This window comes from Ruegeria sp. HKCCD3925 (genome assembly GCF_057221175.1).
The window spans coordinates 168380-183955 of record NZ_JBWVBI010000001.1 but is presented as its reverse complement, the minus strand read 5'-3'; the positions used below and the strand labels follow the sequence as shown (position 1 = coordinate 183955).

The 15576-nt window shown below is 58.7% G+C and carries 15 protein-coding genes; 12 read left to right on the top strand and 3 right to left on the bottom strand.

What is annotated here, in order from left to right; genetic code table 11:
- Positions 1 to 87: 87 nt before the first annotated feature.
- The 3 genes from AC2TEM_RS00920 to dusB are packed head-to-tail and all read right to left on the bottom strand — an operon-like array spanning position 88 to position 3514.
- The gene (locus tag AC2TEM_RS00920) at positions 88 to 1455 is read right to left on the bottom strand and encodes a sigma-54-dependent transcriptional regulator (protein WP_170396851.1); all 1368 of its coding nucleotides are present in this window, start codon (positions 1453 to 1455) and stop codon (positions 88 to 90) included.
- Positions 1455 to 2534 (bottom strand): two-component system sensor histidine kinase NtrB, encoded by a 1080-nt coding sequence (locus AC2TEM_RS00915; protein ID WP_170396849.1) that lies wholly within the window; start codon positions 2532 to 2534, stop codon positions 1455 to 1457. The genes AC2TEM_RS00920 and AC2TEM_RS00915 overlap by 1 nt, the downstream gene beginning before the upstream one ends.
- Complete coding sequence (gene dusB / locus AC2TEM_RS00910; protein ID WP_480704971.1) at positions 2531 to 3514, bottom strand: tRNA dihydrouridine synthase DusB; 984 nt, start codon at positions 3512 to 3514, stop codon at positions 2531 to 2533. Before dusB ends, AC2TEM_RS00915 begins: the two co-directional genes overlap by 4 nt.
- A gap of 179 nt (positions 3515 to 3693) precedes the next feature.
- Between dusB and AC2TEM_RS00905 the strand changes: the two genes are divergently transcribed.
- The 12 genes from AC2TEM_RS00905 to radA all read left to right on the top strand — a co-directional run bounded on the left by AC2TEM_RS00905 (position 3694) and on the right by radA (position 15542).
- A complete protein-coding gene (locus tag AC2TEM_RS00905) occupies positions 3694 to 4824 on the top strand; it encodes a bifunctional 2-C-methyl-D-erythritol 4-phosphate cytidylyltransferase/2-C-methyl-D-erythritol 2,4-cyclodiphosphate synthase (RefSeq protein WP_480855952.1) in 1131 nt (376 codons plus the stop codon).
- A complete protein-coding gene (locus AC2TEM_RS00900; RefSeq protein ID WP_170567122.1) occupies positions 4821 to 5318 on the top strand; it encodes a phosphatidylglycerophosphatase A family protein in 498 nt (165 codons plus the stop codon). Before AC2TEM_RS00905 ends, AC2TEM_RS00900 begins: the two co-directional genes overlap by 4 nt.
- Positions 5315 to 5797 (top strand): CinA family protein, encoded by a 483-nt coding sequence (locus AC2TEM_RS00895; protein ID WP_170396841.1) that lies wholly within the window; start codon positions 5315 to 5317, stop codon positions 5795 to 5797. Before AC2TEM_RS00900 ends, AC2TEM_RS00895 begins: the two co-directional genes overlap by 4 nt.
- A gap of 330 nt (positions 5798 to 6127) precedes the next feature.
- Positions 6128 to 6805: an orotate phosphoribosyltransferase gene (locus AC2TEM_RS00890; RefSeq protein ID WP_170406124.1), complete on the top strand. Its 678-nt coding sequence runs from the start codon at positions 6128 to 6130 to the stop codon at positions 6803 to 6805.
- A gap of 201 nt (positions 6806 to 7006) precedes the next feature.
- Complete coding sequence (locus tag AC2TEM_RS00885; protein WP_170421945.1) at positions 7007 to 8497, top strand: replicative DNA helicase; 1491 nt, start codon at positions 7007 to 7009, stop codon at positions 8495 to 8497.
- Positions 8498 to 8670: 173 nt separating this feature from the next.
- Entirely contained in the window at positions 8671 to 9609 is a 939-nt protein-coding gene (locus AC2TEM_RS00880) for an isopenicillin N synthase family oxygenase (RefSeq protein WP_170421947.1), read from the top strand.
- Positions 9610 to 9656: 47 nt separating this feature from the next.
- Positions 9657 to 10691 (top strand): alanine racemase, encoded by a 1035-nt coding sequence (gene alr, locus AC2TEM_RS00875; RefSeq protein WP_170421950.1) that lies wholly within the window; start codon positions 9657 to 9659, stop codon positions 10689 to 10691.
- The gene (locus AC2TEM_RS00870; protein WP_170421953.1) at positions 10688 to 11470 is read left to right on the top strand and encodes an MlaE family ABC transporter permease; all 783 of its coding nucleotides are present in this window, start codon (positions 10688 to 10690) and stop codon (positions 11468 to 11470) included. The genes alr and AC2TEM_RS00870 overlap by 4 nt, the downstream gene beginning before the upstream one ends.
- Positions 11467 to 12213, top strand: a complete 747-nt coding sequence (locus AC2TEM_RS00865; RefSeq protein WP_170421956.1) for an ATP-binding cassette domain-containing protein — start codon at positions 11467 to 11469, stop codon at positions 12211 to 12213. Before AC2TEM_RS00870 ends, AC2TEM_RS00865 begins: the two co-directional genes overlap by 4 nt.
- Before the next feature lie 466 nt (positions 12214 to 12679).
- Positions 12680 to 13132: a paraquat-inducible protein A gene (locus AC2TEM_RS00860; protein WP_170421959.1), complete on the top strand. Its 453-nt coding sequence runs from the start codon at positions 12680 to 12682 to the stop codon at positions 13130 to 13132.
- Positions 13133 to 13369: 237 nt separating this feature from the next.
- The gene (locus AC2TEM_RS00855) at positions 13370 to 14056 is read left to right on the top strand and encodes a DNA repair protein (protein ID WP_480790376.1); all 687 of its coding nucleotides are present in this window, start codon (positions 13370 to 13372) and stop codon (positions 14054 to 14056) included.
- 121 nt (positions 14057 to 14177) lie between these two features.
- Positions 14178 to 15542 carry a DNA repair protein RadA gene (radA, locus tag AC2TEM_RS00850; RefSeq protein WP_170396821.1) on the top strand — a complete coding sequence of 455 codons (1365 nt, stop codon included), beginning with the start codon at positions 14178 to 14180 and terminating at the stop codon, positions 15540 to 15542.
- Positions 15543 to 15576 lie beyond the last annotated feature (34 nt).

Sequence of the window (15576 nt, the reverse complement as noted above, 5' to 3'; positions counted from 1 at the left end):
TTCTGATGTGCCGCTTGCGCGGCTTACCGCCATATATCGTGGTCGTTCCCGGGGTCGAACCCGAATGCCACTGTTTGTGTGGCGATATTACATCAGTTTGCGACGGCGTGTCACCTGAATATCGAGGTCAGTAATCTTTTTCCGCAGCGTATTCCGGTTAATCCCCAGGAGATCAGCACATTTTGCCTGATTTCCACCAGTCGCATCCAGCGCGATTTCGATCAACGGTGCCTCGACCTCGCGTAGAATACGTTGATAGAGGCCGGGAGGCGGCAGGATGTTTCCGTGCAGATCAAAATACCGGCGCAGGTGACGACCAACCGAAGATGACAGCTTCTCACGCTCGCCATCACCCAGAACTGGTTCGGCCTCGGGCTGGCTACCCAGCACCATCTCAACTTCGGTGCGCGAGATTTCATCAGAACGGCTGGTTAGACCAAGACGCCGGATCGCATTTTCAAGCTGTCGGACATTGCCGGGCCAGGAATACCGGCGCACCAACTCGACCGCTTCGGGGCTGAGACGACGCTGCGCGCCGCTTTCCCGCTCCTCCCGCGCCAGAAAGTGATCGGTCAGCAAGGTGATATCATCAACCCGCTCGCGCAACGCAGGCACGTGGATCGTCGCACCGCAGAGACGGTAATAGAGATCTTGTCGTACGCGACCACTTTCCATCGCGTCGGTCAGATCTGATTGACTTGTGGCCATGAAACGCGGCACGTGATCGCCCGGCGTGTCCATCATGCGCACGATACGGGCCTGAATCTCATCATCAATATCGGCAATTTCATCGATCAGCAGCGTACCACCACGTACGCGTGCCATCACCCGTGCCGGGCCTTCCAAATCGCTCAGATCGGCAGCAGTCACAGTGACAAAGGGCAGTGTCCTTCGGTCAGAGAAATCGTGAATAGCGCGTGCTATCAGAGATTTACCCGTCCCACTTTCACCAGAAATCATCACAGACAGATCCGTGTTCATCACCCGAGCGACCAGACGATAAAGCGCCTGCATCACCGGGGTGCGCCCAACCAGCGGCAGTTCATCAGGGCGGTCTTCGCTGGCCATCACCGGCTCAGCCTGTACCCGCTGCTTTTGATCCAGCGCCCTCGCGGTGCGCTTCATCAGATCGGGCAAATCGAAAGGCTTTGGCAGATAATCGTAAGCTTCCGCCTCAGCCGCCTGAATGGCTGTCATGATGGTGTTCTGGGCCGAGATCACGATGACCGGCAAACCGGGACGGTCCTGCGCGATCTTTGGCAGCATCTCCAACCCGTTTCCATCCGGCATTACCACATCCGAGATCACAACGTCGCCCTTGCCTTCGGCCACCCAGCGCATCAGCGTGGTCAGCGAAGATGTCGCGTGAACCTTGCACCCCGCCCGCGTCAGGGCCTGTGTCAGAACCGTGCGGATCGTGCGGTCGTCATCGGCAACCAGAACTGTGCCATCCATCAGATGCTCTCCTTTTCATACGCGTCGTTCGGTGCACGCCGCAGGGACAGTCGAAAACTAGTGCGTCCGGGCACAGATTCAGCCGAAATCCAGCCGTCGTGGTCGGAAACGATCTTGCTGACCAGCGCCAGCCCAAGCCCGGTGCCGTTCTCCTTGCCCGACACGAAGGGGTCGAAAATATCACTGCGAATATTTTCCGGCAGGCCCGGCCCATCATCAATAATCTCGATCTGCAGAGGCAGCGAATGACCCGAACCGTCACTGCGCCGCAGTCGGAATGAATGCTCAAAATAGGTACGCAGCCGGATTGTACCGTTGCCATCAGCAGCTTCCGAAGCGTTTTTGAGCAAGTTCAGAACCACCTGCAGGAACTGATCCGGGTCCCCGTAGGCCAAGGGCAGCGAGGGGTCGTAATCCTCGATAATCGTCATATGCGCGCCAAAACCCAACAGCGCTGACCGGCGCGCGCGATCCAGTACATCGTGGATATTGACCGGTTTGAAATCGGGTTGAGACAGGTTGCCGAACTGTTCTACTTGCTCCAACAACTTCACAATGCGGCGGCTTTCCTCAACGATAAGGTCAGTGAGCTCAAGATCTTGCTGCGAAATATTCATGCTGAGCAATTGCGCCGCACCGGTGATCCCTGCCAAAGGGTTCTTGATCTCATGCGCCAGCATCTCGGCCATACCAATCGCAGACTGCGCTGCCGATTTCACAGTGTTGCCACGGGTCATCCGACCGGCCAGTTCGCGCGGCGAGATGATCATGATCATTGAACCGGGATGCCCCATCAGCGGTGCGATTTGCAGCGCACATTGTAGCGGCGCGCGATTTCCCGACCCAACGTCCACATCGTTCACGAACAGCGGTGTACCTTGTTGACGCGCGCGCAGAAACGCCTCTTCCAACGGCGCGTCAACCGCGAGTTGATCCCAGACCGGGTGTCCAATCACTGCCTTGCGGGAGGCGTTCAGAAACCCCTCACCCGAGGAGTTGACGTCCGATATCCGATCTTCGGCATCGATAATGAACGCCGGAACCGGAAGCGAGGTCCAGATGCTCTGGTCAGAGGTCATGCTGCTGCCTCCGCCGTGCCACTAAGCGCATCTGCCAAAAGCCGTAACACCTCATTGGTGTCGCGGGATGTCAGGACAGCCCGCCGCAAGGTGGCGGGTGTTCCGGCCTCATCCATGTACCAACCGAGATGTTTGCGTGCGACGCGCAGGCCCAGATCGGTACCGTAGAACTCCAGCATCGCCAGATAGTGGCCACGCACCATCTCGATCAGTTCAGTGCCCGTGGGAATGGTTGGCGAAGCAGCGCCATAGAGATCATGGCAAATCTGCGCCAGCAGCCAGGGCTTGCCCTGCGCCCCACGACCTATCATGACGCCATCGGCCCCGGACTGATTCAGCGCGATTTGCGCGGCCTCGGTATCGACGATGTCACCGTTTGCGATGACAGGGATCGAGACGGCTTCTTTCACCGCCCGGATCGCCCGCCAATCTGCCCGGCCTTTATAGAATTGACAGCGCGTACGCCCATGGATGGTCACCATCCGGATGCCTGCGTCCTGCGCCCGCCGCGCCACATCCGGTGCGTTCAACAGATTGTCATCCCAGCCTAGCCGCGTTTTCAGCGTAACAGGCACATCAACTGCACCCACAACGGCCTCGATCAGCGTCAGTGCATGGTCCGGAGTTTTCAACAAAGCCGAACCGGAATAGCCATTGGTTACCTTCTTTGCTGGGCAACCCATATTGATATCGATCACGCGCGCGCCCCGGTCAGCGACTTGCCGGGCGGCCTCGGCCATCCAATGCGCCTCGCGTCCGGCCAGTTGCACCGCGGTGTTTTCCACATCCGCCGACAGCTCGGCCCGTTCACGTACGCCTGGTTTGGCCTGTACCATCTCTTGGCTGGCGACCATTTCGCTGACAACCATGCCCGCGCCGAAGCGCATCACAAGGTCCCTAAAAGGCCGGTCGGTGATTCCGGCCATTGGTGCCAGCAGCACCGGAGGAGTCAGATCCTTTTCAGCAAGACGCAGGGCCAATGTGCTTAATCCTTGAGCAGTTGCGCATTTGATATCGAAATTGCGGCATATGAACAATAAAACGGGAGCATTCAAGCCCGCAAAATCATCATATGCTTATTTTTTAAGCAAATTGACGCGGGTGATTGCCTCTGCATTCACCGCCCCCTAAACAATGCCCCAATCAGGAGACCTTTCAGATGACCACAGCCGCCATCATCGTCGCCGCCGGGCGCGGCCAGCGCGCCGGAGGCGGAGTGCCCAAACAGTGGCGTGCGTTGAGCGGGAGGCGCGTGGCCGATTGGGCGATTGACCGCTTCGAAGGGTTGGTTGATCACGTCGTTTTGGTGCTGGCCGAAGAGGACACAGCCGTTTGGGAAGAATTCAGCGCGACAAACCTGATCCTTGCACCCGGCGGTGCAGACCGCGCCGGATCAGTGCGCAACGGGTTGCAGGCTTTGGAAGCGTACAGCGTTGAAAAGGTTTTGATACATGATGTTGCCCGACCCTGCGTCAGCGCTCGGATAATCGGCGATGTTCTGAAAGCACTCGACACGCATGCGGCAGCTGCTCCAGGCTTGGCCGTCACGGATGCGCTCTGGACAGGCGACGGTTCAGTGGTCACAGGAACGCAGGATCGATCCGGCCTTTACGCTGCGCAGACACCGCAGGGATTTCATTATGGCACAATCACCGCCGCCCATTCAGCCCATCCCGGAGGTGCGGCGGATGATGTAGAAGTCGCGCGCGCTGCAGGAGTCGAAGTCGCGATTATTCCGGGCGATGCGGATAACCTGAAAATCACACGGCCCGAGGATTTCGCCCGGGCCGAACGTACAATGGGTATGCATATGGATGTAAGGCTGGGCAACGGCTACGACGTGCACCGCTTTGGTGACGGAGATCACGTGATCCTCTGCGGTCTGAAGGTGCCGCACAATCGTGGGCTCCAAGGTCACTCCGATGCAGATGTGGGGATGCACGCGGTCACCGACGCGATCTATGGCGCCCTGGCGCGGGGTGATATCGGACAGCATTTTCCGCCCTCCGATCCGCAGTGGAAAGGTGCAGCGAGTGAAATTTTCCTGCGTCACGCAGTCGAATTGGCTGGGCAGTTGGGCTATGAGATCTCGAATGTCGACTGCACACTGGTCTGCGAATTTCCCAAGATCGGCCCTCATGCCGATACCATGCGTGCCGAAATGGCACGGATCATGGGCTTGCGCACCGATCAGGTCTCGGTCAAGGCCACCACATCCGAACGGCTGGGCTTTACCGGTCGCAGCGAAGGCATTGCCTCGCTCGCAACTGCCTGTCTGGTGAAGTCATGACAGCGGCTCGTCTAATCGGAACCGTCTGCGGCGTCGGTTACCTCCGCCCTGCCCCCGGCACCTGGGGATCGCTGGCTGCTTTGCCGCTGGCATGGGTTCTGCATACGCTGGGTGGCTTCCCCTTGCTGGTCATCTCAACACTCGCGGTTTTCTTCGGGGGCCTGTGGGCCACGCGAGTTATGACAGCTGGACAAGATGACCACGACCCGTCCGAAATTGTCATTGATGAAGTCGCGGGCCAGTTCATCGCGATATGGGCGATTTCCTACCCGTCTTGGGCGCATGGGATAGACATCACAGCGCTCTGGCCCGGCTGGATCGCGGGTTTTCTCTTGTTCCGCCTCTTCGACATTACCAAACCCGGTCCCATTGGCTGGGCCGACCGGCGTGGAGATCCGATGGGTGTCATGCTGGATGATGTGATCGCTGGCGTCTTTGCGGCCATCGGTGTGGTCGTCCTCGCCGGTATCTCACATGGAGTCATGGGTCTATGACCGTTGTCGACCTGCTGGATCGCGCCAAGGCGCAGGGCATGATGATCGCCACTGCTGAAAGCTGTACCGGCGGTATGGTCGCCGCTGCACTGACTGACATCCCTGGCAGCTCTGCCGTGGTTGAGCGCGGCTTTGTCACCTACACCAACACCGCAAAGCAAGAGATGCTGGGCGTGCGCGCCGATACGCTTGAGACGTATGGCGCAGTTTCAGAAGAAGTCGCCCAAGAAATGGCCAATGGCGCCCTGCAGAATTCGCGGGCGCAGTTGGCGGTCTCGATCACTGGCATCGCGGGCCCCGGCGGGTCCGAACACAAACCCGAAGGCCGCGTATGCTTTGGCCTCGCTGCACAGGGTCAACCGACCCGAACCGAGACCGTGGAATTCGGAGCGCAGGGACGGGATAACGTACGTCGCGCTGCGCGGGACCACGCTTTGACCCTTTTGAGAGACGCTCTTGCTGATCTGGCTCGGACCTAAGAAAACGTGCAACCTACAGCGCATCAATTCGAATACTGGGCGCTGAATACAGTTACTGCGCGGCAGCCTACACATTTGTGACGGCAATGGTGGTTGCGCTTCTTACCTCGCCTCGCATACACGTCGAAACCGAGATTGAAGGCACGGTCTTGCCGATTGCGGAAAGCGAGCCCGAGAAATGAGCAGTCAAGCCCACCTTGGCTGCTCTGCCCGCAAGGGCATCAAGCGGACCTCTTGGGGGTCCGCTTTTCTTTTGGCGTGCCCTCTCGACTCTGGGCCGGGGGTCAGGCTATCAGCCTGCGACACCCTTTCAGCCCAGAGGTTTGCGCCATGATCCCCAGTTCCTTCCCCGACAGCACCGAAATCGCCCGCCTGACCGCGCGGATGCTGCTGGAGATCAAAGCCGTACACTTTAATTCCCGCGAACCTTTCACGCTGGCCAGCGGTCTACCAAGCCCGACCTATATCGATTGCCGCAAGCTGATCTCGTACCCGCGCATCCGCTCGACCCTGATGGACTTCCTGACGGTAACCGTGATGCGCGACGCGGGGTTCGAAGCGTTTGACAATATCGCCGGTGGCGAAACAGCGGGTATTCCCTTCGCTGCAATGGTCGCCGAGCGCATGGCACTGCCAATGACCTACGTGCGGAAGAAACCCAAAGGCTACGGCCGGAACGCCCGCATCGAAGGCGCGATGAGCGAGGGTGAGCGGGTACTGCTGGTTGAAGACCTGACCACCGATGGAGGCTCAAAACTGTCCTTTGTCGACGCGATCCGCGAAACCGGTGCGACCTGTGGGCATACGGCTGTGATCTTCTATTATGGTATTTTCCCCGAAACCGAGAAAACGCTGGGCGATCACGGCGTAAAATTGCACTCGCTTTGTACCTGGTGGGATGTTTTGGCGGAAGCCAAAGCGCAAAAGGCCTTTGACGAAGAGACGCTTGATGGCGTCGAGGCCTTCCTGAACGACCCGCGCGGTTGGCAGGACGCACATAAAAGCTGACGTTGCGCAAACTGTTTTCAGAATGGAAACACTGACCGCTGCGTCGATCGCTTCATCCACAAGATGTTGACGCAACCCTGCCTCATCCTTCAATATGATGGGGCAGAGAGATATGCACAGCATATCCCCAGAAAACATACAATTTGCGCCGACTCACAGGGCCGCGCTATGGCCTCTGTCCAGGGGACAAAGAGAACAGCAATGAACGAGATCAGCAGTATCGAGCAGGCCGCCGCACAGATTCAGAACCCAGAAACAATGCCGCACTCCATCGAGGCCGAGCAGCAGCTTCTGGGTGCTATTCTGACGAATAACGATCTGTATGATCGGGTCGCATCGATTATTGGGGCCGAGCATTTCTATGATCCGGTTCATGCGCGCATCTACGAAGTCGCGTCGACCCGTATCGCTAAAAATGCGCTGGCTTCACCCGTCACGCTGAAGTCTTTCATGGCCGAGGATGAGGGCCTGAAGGAACTGGGTGGTCCGGCCTATCTGGTCAAGCTTGCCGGTGCATCGATCAGTGCCTTTGCGGTGCATGACTACGCCCAAATGATCTATGACCTCGCCATTCGGCGCGAGCTGATCCGGCTGGGCCGGGACATTTCAGACAAGGCTGCGAGGGTCGATGTCAGCAGCGAGCCCAAAGAACAAATCGTCGAGGCCGAGCAACAGCTTTATCAGTTATCCGAGCAGGGCCAGACCGAACAGGGTTTTCAATCCTTCCTCAAGGCGGTCACAGAAGCCGTCAACGTCACCAACGAGGCGTACCAACGCGGTGGCGGCATGGCGGGGATTTCCACCGGTCTGGCCGATCTCGACAAGCAATTGGGTGGCCTGCACCCGTCCGACCTGATCATTTTGGCCGGGCGTCCGTCGATGGGTAAGACATCGCTGGCAACAAACGTCGCATTTAACGTGGCCAAGGCCTACAAGCGCGGCACCAAGCCGGACGGCTCTGAAGGTGCGATCGACGGCGGTGTGGTTGGGTTCTTTTCACTCGAAATGAGCGCCGAGCAACTTGCGGGCCGGGTTCTGGCCGAGGCTTCTGAGATCTCCAGTCACAAAATCCGCCAGGGCGACATGACCGAGTCCGAGTTCCGCCGCTTCGTGGACGCCGCGAAAGAACTGGAAGCCTGCCCGCTGTTCATTGATGACACCCCCGCCCTGCCAATCTCGCAACTCGCTGCCCGTGCACGGCGGCTGAAGCGGACGCACGGGCTGGATTTGCTGGTGATCGACTACCTTCAGCTCTGCCGCGGAATGGCCGACAACCGCGTCAACGAAATCGCCGAGATTTCGATGGGCATGAAAGCCATCGCCAAGGAACTCAACATCCCGGTCATCGCATTGTCACAGCTCAGCCGACAGGTAGAAAGCCGTGACGACAAACGCCCGCAGCTGTCTGACCTGCGGGAATCGGGCTCGATCGAACAGGATGCCGACGTTGTGATGTTCGTGTTCCGCGAGGAATACTATAAGGAACGCGAAAAACCCGGCGATCACGAGTTGGAAAAGATGGAAGAGTGGAAACAGGCCATGGAGCGCCTGCATGGCAAGGCCGAGGTCATCGTCGGCAAGCAGCGCCACGGCCCCATCGGCACGGTCGAGCTGTCGTTCGAAGCTCAGTTCACCCGATTTGGCAATCTGGTCAAACCTTGGCAACAGGACAGCCAGATCGAGGGCTATTGATCCCTTGACCAGCCCGGTCCGATGTGTACGGATCGGGCTATGCAAGCTTGTCTCAATCCCCTACCCCGGCGCGTGATTCTGGCGCGTCATTTCGGGCATCGCCGCAAACGCTTTGCGGGATAGACCGGGGGCATTTTTGCCCCTGCATTCGTCCCAATATAAGCGAGAGAGACATGACTGAATTCACAGAGATCCCCGTTATTCGTCTGGGTGCACGCCCTGATGAGGAAATCGCGGCCGAGTTTCGTTCGGCCTACGGCACGACTGGTTTCGGCTATATCGAAGATCACGGAATAGACCCGCAGCTGATGCGCGATGTGTTCGAAGCCTCAAAACAGTTTCACGCGCTGCCGCTGGATCAAAAGCTGGCAATCGCAGTCGACCACACGCATCGCGGATACATCGCCATCAACACATCGACAGATGTGAACTCAACACTGGCCGATGTAAAAAAACCCAACCAATCCGCCAGCTTCATGATGATGCGCGAGGATGCTGGCGTTGATCCCGATATCTACCTCTCGGGTCCAAACCGATGGCCTGATCTACCGGATTTTCGCGACACCCTGGAAACCTACGTTAAGGCTATGTCGGCCCTTGGACGCAGATTGATGCATATCGCGCTGATCGCTTGCGAGGCGCAGGATTTCTCGATCCTTTCCGCGTTTGATGAGCCTACATTCTGGCTACGTCTGCTTCACTATCCTCCGCAAGCAAAGACCAGCCCCGATGATCTGTTCGGCTCGGCCCCGCACACTGATTTCGGATGCCTTACGCTGCTTGCTCAAGATCAGGTGGGCGGCTTGCAGGTCAAAACACCGTCAAGGCATTGGGTTGACGTTCCGTCCCGTCCCGACGCTTTTGTCGTCAATGTCGGGGATATGCTGCACCGGATGTCGAACGGCCGCCTGCTTTCGACGCCGCATCGGGTCATCAACCGTTCGGGCCGTGAACGATATAGCGTTCCGTTCTTCTTTGATCCTCATGTCAGCACAATCATCGAACCCCTACCCGGGACCGGCCAACCTCAGTTTAGCCCCTTATTATTTGCGGATTTCCTGCGTTCCGAGCTGGAAGCGGCCTATGAGGCGCATAAACCCGCCAAGAATTAAGGTGCTCCCCCTTGACCTGGGCCAATCCTATGTGATGAACGGCGTTTATGAGTACCGCACATCTGACGATAAATCTGCACGCGCTCGCCCAGAACTGGCAGGCGCTTGACGCAAAGACCCAGGTTGAAACCGGCGCAGTGGTCAAAGCTGACGCTTACGGGTTAGGTGCCGGTCCAGTCGCCTCTGCGCTGGCTGAGGAAGGCGTTGCAAAATTCTTCGTCGCCGTTGCCGAGGAAGGCGTGGCCGTGCGTGAGGCTGTGGGCCCCGGCCCGCTGGTTGCGGTGTTTTCCGGACATATGGAGGGTGACACGGATCTGCTGCGCCAGCATGATCTGACGCCGTTGATCAACTCGCCCGAACAATTCAAGCGTCATCGTCAGGCCCTGCCCGATCATGGCTTTGGTATCCAGCTCGACAGCGGTATGAATCGCCTTGGGCTTGAGCCTGCGGACTGGGCCGAACTGCGGCACGAAGCTCTTGCCCTGGACCCGCTGGTCGTGATGTCGCATTTGGCCTGCGGGGATGAGCCTGAACACCCTATGAACCGCCAACAGTTGAACACGTTCAAACAGATGACCGATGGCGTCGACGCGCCGCGCTCGCTTGCGGCGACGGGTGGTACTCTGATGGGGCCGGAATTCCACTTTGACTTTTGCCGCCCAGGGATTGGCCTGTACGGCGGGATGCCCTTTGCCGGGGCCAAGCCGGTCGTCACCGTCGATCTGCCGGTGATTCAAGTGCGCGACGTCGCCGTGGGCGAGACCGTCGGCTACGGCAACAGCTGGAGCGCGCGCCGCCCGTCGAAGATTGCGACCGTTGCGGCCGGTTATGCCGATGGGCTGCATCGCGCCATTGGGGGCGGCATCGATACATTCGCTGGTGATCAGCCCTGCCCGGTGGTAGGACGTATCTCGATGGACCTGATCACCGTGGATGTGACTGACTTGCCGTATAAACCTGATCGCCTGCGTATCCTGAACGGGCACCAAACCGTCGATGATCTGGCCGAAGCCGCTGGCACCATCGGCTATGAAATTCTGACCTCGCTCGGCAGTCGCTTTTCGCGGGGCTACGTGGAATGAACCCCGTTTCATTGCTGGGTGAGCTGGGGCGTTCTATCCTGACCATTCTGGCTGCGTTTGGCCGCGTCGCGCTGTTCGCGCTCGACGCGGTTTCGCATATATTCCGACCTCCGTTTTATCCGCGCGAGTTCGGTATTGCCCTTCTGAACATCGGCTGGTTGTCCCTGCCCGTCGTTGGCCTGACCGCCATCTTCACCGGCGGCGCACTGGCGCTGCAAATCTACGCAGGTGGTGCGCGTTTCAACGCCGAGGCCGTGGTGCCCCAGATCGTCGCCATCGGAATGGTGCGAGAGCTTGGCCCGGTGCTGGTCGGTCTGATGATCGCAGCCCGTGTGACCTCCTCCATCGCCGCCGAGATCGCGACGATGAAAGTGACCGAGCAAATCGACGCTCTGGTCACACTGTCCACACACCCGATGAAATACCTCACCGCCCCACGCGTGCTGGCGGCGCTGATCACGGTGCCCGCACTTGTCGCGGTCGGAGATATCATCGGCATCGCAGGCGGCTACACCGTGGCCACACAAAATCTTGGCTTCAACCCGGCAGCCTATCTGAAAAACACCGTCGATTTCCTTGAAGCGCGCGACATCGTTTCGTCACTGGTGAAAGGCGCCGCCTTTGGCGTGATCGCCGCCATCATGGGTTGCTATTACGGCATGTCCTCGGGCCGCGGCGCGCAGGGTGTGGGCCGGGCCACCAAAGGCTCGGTCGAGGCTGCAGCCGTGCTGATCCTCGCCGCCAATTTCGTTCTTACAGGGGTGTTCTTCTCGCTATGATCCGGATGGAGAACGTACATAAGGCCTTTGACGACAACCACGTCCTGCAAGGCATGAACCTTGATATTCCCCAGGGCACCTCGATGGTCATCATCGGCGGTTCTGGCACGGGTAAATCCGTGGCGTTGAAATGCATACTCGGCCTGATCAAGCCTGACAGCGGCATGATCTATGTCGACGGCAAGGACGCCTCCAAAGGAGACCGCGACGCGTTTCTGGCCCGTTTCGGGATGCTGTTTCAGGGTGCTGCGCTGTTTGACTCCCTGCCCGTCTGGCAAAACGTCGCCTTCCGCCTGCTGCGCGGTTCACTGAAACGCCCGGCGGATGAGGCGCGCGAAATCGCCATCGAGAAACTGCGCCGCGTCGGCCTGAAATCCAACGTCGCCGACCGCTTCCCCGCCGAGCTATCGGGCGGCATGCAAAAACGCGTCGGTCTCGCCCGCGCCATCGCCGCCGAGCCCGAGATCATCTTTTTCGACGAACCCACCACGGGCCTCGACCCTATCATGTCCGGCGTTATCAACGACCTGATCCGCGAGATCGTGACCGAGATGGGCGCCACCGCAATGACCATCACCCACGACATGAGCTCGGTCCGCGCGATTGCCGACAACGTCGCCATGCTGCACGGAGGTGTGATTCAGTGGACCGGCCCGGTCGAACAGATGGACGCCTCGGGTGATCCTTATGTGGAGCAGTTCATCAGCGGGAGTGCAGAGGGGCCAATTGAGGCGGTGCGGTAAAGTTTGTTAGCCAGACAATGACCCTCCTGCTCTTTACCCCGCTTGTCTTTCTCGGGCTCTATTTGTTGGCCATACATGACTTGCGCCATGAACGCGGACGTTAACGCGATTTCTCAAAGCTAGTGTTTTTCGGCATGTTGCCGATAGTTTTGTTTGCTGTGACGTTGTGGATCGCAAACTCATCCGATCAATACATTTGGGCTTCGAGTGTATCCACGGTTTTGACACTGATCGCATACTTGAAATGCGGTTTTGATTTGATTGCGTTTCGAAAAGAAGAGTCAGCGCCTGTTCGATCAAATATCGCATTGGCAATTTGGTTCGGTTCTTTGGTGGTCTATGCTTTCGTATTTCTCAATCGATTTCTGGGACTCTGAATACTTCGATAGTGCAACGAACTCCGTTGAAAAGGATTGTCTGGGTAACCCACTTGTTAGGATCAAATAAACCCCTTTATCTGTGTAGCATGACCCTCCGCCTCGCCACCCTCTCCCTCCTGATCCTCTACCCCATCGCGTGGTTCGCCCCGCTGATGCGCGCCGGGCTCCTCCCGATCTTTGGCCTCAGCGAAATCAGCGTCATTACCGGGCTCCAATCCTTGTGGAAATCCGACATCTTCCTCGCGCTGATCGTCACCATCTTTGCCCTCTTCGCGCCCTACATCAAAACCATCGGGACCGCGCTGATCCAATGGAACCTGCTGGACCCGCGCGTCCAACCCGCACTGAACACACTCGGCAAGCTTGCGATGGCCGATATCTTCCTCATCGCGCTCTACATCACACTGGCCAAAGGCATCTCATACGCCACGATCGAAACTGCGTGGGGTCTCTATCTGTTTACCGGCTGCATTCTGGCCTCGCTGGCCTTAGGCCACATTACAGAGATGACATTTGGATCACGAAAACCTCAGACCTGATTGATTGAAAACAGATTTCTGAGTATCATCTTTATATTTCGAGCAGTAAATTTTGTAGTTTTCGGGTCCGTAGCGGATCACTTCGCGTCTGTTTAACCTTCCGCTTCGGCCCGGTTTTGTACCGGTTGAAGAAGGAGAACGACGATCATGGCCGCCCTCCACACAATAACATTGCAATTTCAGAATACCTTATTAAGGCTCACTTTTTTCCTTATCTGCGCCGCAGCATTGTTCGCGGTGACGACCACCATTTTATCCGCGATTGGCATCCTGCCCTGGCTCTCGTTGCAGGCCGGTCTCAGTAACGGTGCAACGATTGACGCAGGCGTATATGTTCAGGCCGGATTGACCGCCCTGATCCTGATGCTGGTCTTCTATCTGCCATCGAACGCCCGCATGATGGCGCTTGAAAACACCCATCGTAAGTTCACAATGAATATGCAGGACGTGGCCGGGGCCTATCAGGTCGCCCATGCCGCCGACCGCAGCGGCGCCTTTGCGCTGGCCTCCGAATTCGACGCGGTGAAAGAGCGCATGGCCTTCCTGCGCGATCACCCCGATTTGCAGGGGCTCGAACCGCAGGTGCTGGAACTGGCTGCTCAGATGAGCCAGATCAGTCAGGAACTGGCCGAGACCTATGGGGACACAAAGGTCGAACGCGCCCGTGCCTTCCTGCGGCAACGTCAGGAAGAGGTCGAACAATTCCAGCAGCGCATCGAGGAAGCCCAAATCATCCAGCACGAGCTGCGCCAATGGACCCGAGACATCGAGATCGAGGAATCCATCGCCAAATCGCAACTCGCGCGCCTCAGGGATGAGCTGTTCGATCTGCTTCCGGAACTGTCGGCGCAATTGCAATCCCCCACGGACGATCAAACACCAGGCAGCGTGGTTGCGATGACCCCGCCGCGTGCTGCGGAATAGGCGCGTCTAGCGCCCGCAGCGGACGATGGCCCGAAGGGCCTGAGGACGTGGCGCGCCACCGGCGGTGAGGAAAGCCCGCAAGGGCTTGAAGAACCGCCTTTCCTCGGGCACCAAGGGCGACATGGCAAAGACACACTCCTTCTCCTGCTCGGCCTGCGGAGCCTCTCACACCAGATGGTCGGGCCGCTGCGATGCGTGCGGCGAATGGAACACTATCGTTCAGGAAGCGCCGCTTTCGGCAGGACCAGCCAAGAAGTCACTCGGCGGCAAGCGCGGCCAATCCATCGCGCTCACCGACCTATCGACCGAAGAAACACCGCCGCCCCGCACCCTCTGCGGGGTTGAAGAGCTGGATCGCGTCCTCGGCGGCGGCCTTGTCCCTGCATCGGCCCTGCTGGTGGGCGGAGACCCCGGTATTGGCAAGTCCACCCTGTTGCTACAGGCCGCCGCACGTTTTGCCCGCAAAGGTGTCAAAACCATCTACGTCTCGGGCGAAGAGGCCAGCGCGCAGGTTAGGATGCGCGCGCGCCGGTTAGGTCTGGAAGAGTCGCCAGTGCAATTGGCCGCTGAAACCAACCTTCGGGACATCCTCACGACGCTAGAGGCAGAAAAACCCGGCCTCGCCATCATCGACTCGATCCAGACGATGTGGGCCGACAATGTCGACAGCGCGCCGGGCTCGGTGTCGCAGGTGCGCGCCGCAGCGCATGAGCTGACGACATTTGCAAAACGCCACGGCGTATCGATCATCATGGTTGGCCACGTCACCAAAGAAGGCCAGATCGCTGGCCCCCGTGTAGTCGAACATATGGTCGACACCGTGCTTTACTTCGAAGGCGAACGCGGGCACCAGTTCCGCATCCTGCGCGCCGTTAAGAACCGCTTTGGCCCAGCGGATGAGATTGGCGTCTTCGAAATGACCGGCAAAGGGCTGGCGCAAGTCACCAACCCCTCGGCCCTGTTCCTATCGGAACGCGGTAAGCCCAGCCCTGGTTCCGCCGTGTTCGCAGGTATCGAAGGCACCCGCCCCGTGTTGGTCGAACTGCAGGCACTGGTTGCGCCCTCGCCCCATTCGCAGCCCCGACGCACGGTCGTTGGCTGGGACAGCGGGCGGCTGGCCATGATCCTTGCAGTGCTCGAAGCACGCTGCGGCATCCCCTTTGCCGGGCTCGATGTCTACCTGAACGTCGCCGGAGGGCTGAAAGTCAGCGAACCTGCTGCCGACCTCGCCGTTGCTGCTGCACTGCTCAGCGCTCGTGAAGACACCGCCCTGCCTGCCGATACGGTCGTTTTCGGAGAAATCTCGCTATCCGGGGCACTTAGACCAGCCCCGCAGACCGAAAACAGGTTGAAAGAAGCGCAAAAACTTGGTTTCACAGCGGCAATTGCTCCGGCAGGTGGCAAAACTGGCACTGTGGCAGGTCTGACACTCACCCGACCCTCTGATTTGGTGGGGTTTGTTGGCGAAACCTTCGGAGCAGGGTAAAGTCGCGCCTTGAGGGGCAGAAAACGAACAGGCG

Excerpts from the sequence above, each read along its gene's own strand:
- AC2TEM_RS00900 (WP_170567122.1), top strand. The coding sequence starts at position 4,821 with ATGACAGCGGCTCGTCTAATCGGAACCGTCTGCGGCGTCGGTTACCTC.
- alr (WP_170421950.1), top strand. The coding sequence starts at position 9,657 with ATGAGTACCGCACATCTGACGATAAATCTGCACGCGCTCGCCCAGAAC.
- AC2TEM_RS00890 (WP_170406124.1), top strand. The coding sequence starts at position 6,128 with ATGATCCCCAGTTCCTTCCCCGACAGCACCGAAATCGCCCGCCTGACC.
- AC2TEM_RS00865 (WP_170421956.1), top strand. The coding sequence starts at position 11,467 with ATGATCCGGATGGAGAACGTACATAAGGCCTTTGACGACAACCACGTC.
- AC2TEM_RS00920 (WP_170396851.1), bottom strand. The coding sequence starts at position 1,455 with ATGGATGGCACAGTTCTGGTTGCCGATGACGACCGCACGATCCGCACG.
- AC2TEM_RS00905 (WP_480855952.1), top strand. The coding sequence starts at position 3,694 with ATGACCACAGCCGCCATCATCGTCGCCGCCGGGCGCGGCCAGCGCGCC.
- AC2TEM_RS00895 (WP_170396841.1), top strand. The coding sequence starts at position 5,315 with ATGACCGTTGTCGACCTGCTGGATCGCGCCAAGGCGCAGGGCATGATG.
- radA (WP_170396821.1), top strand. The coding sequence starts at position 14,178 with ATGGCAAAGACACACTCCTTCTCCTGCTCGGCCTGCGGAGCCTCTCAC.
- AC2TEM_RS00860 (WP_170421959.1), top strand. The coding sequence starts at position 12,680 with ATGACCCTCCGCCTCGCCACCCTCTCCCTCCTGATCCTCTACCCCATC.
- AC2TEM_RS00880 (WP_170421947.1), top strand. The coding sequence starts at position 8,671 with ATGACTGAATTCACAGAGATCCCCGTTATTCGTCTGGGTGCACGCCCT.
- AC2TEM_RS00870 (WP_170421953.1), top strand. The coding sequence starts at position 10,688 with ATGAACCCCGTTTCATTGCTGGGTGAGCTGGGGCGTTCTATCCTGACC.
- AC2TEM_RS00885 (WP_170421945.1), top strand. The coding sequence starts at position 7,007 with ATGAACGAGATCAGCAGTATCGAGCAGGCCGCCGCACAGATTCAGAAC.
- AC2TEM_RS00915 (WP_170396849.1), bottom strand. The coding sequence starts at position 2,534 with ATGACCTCTGACCAGAGCATCTGGACCTCGCTTCCGGTTCCGGCGTTC.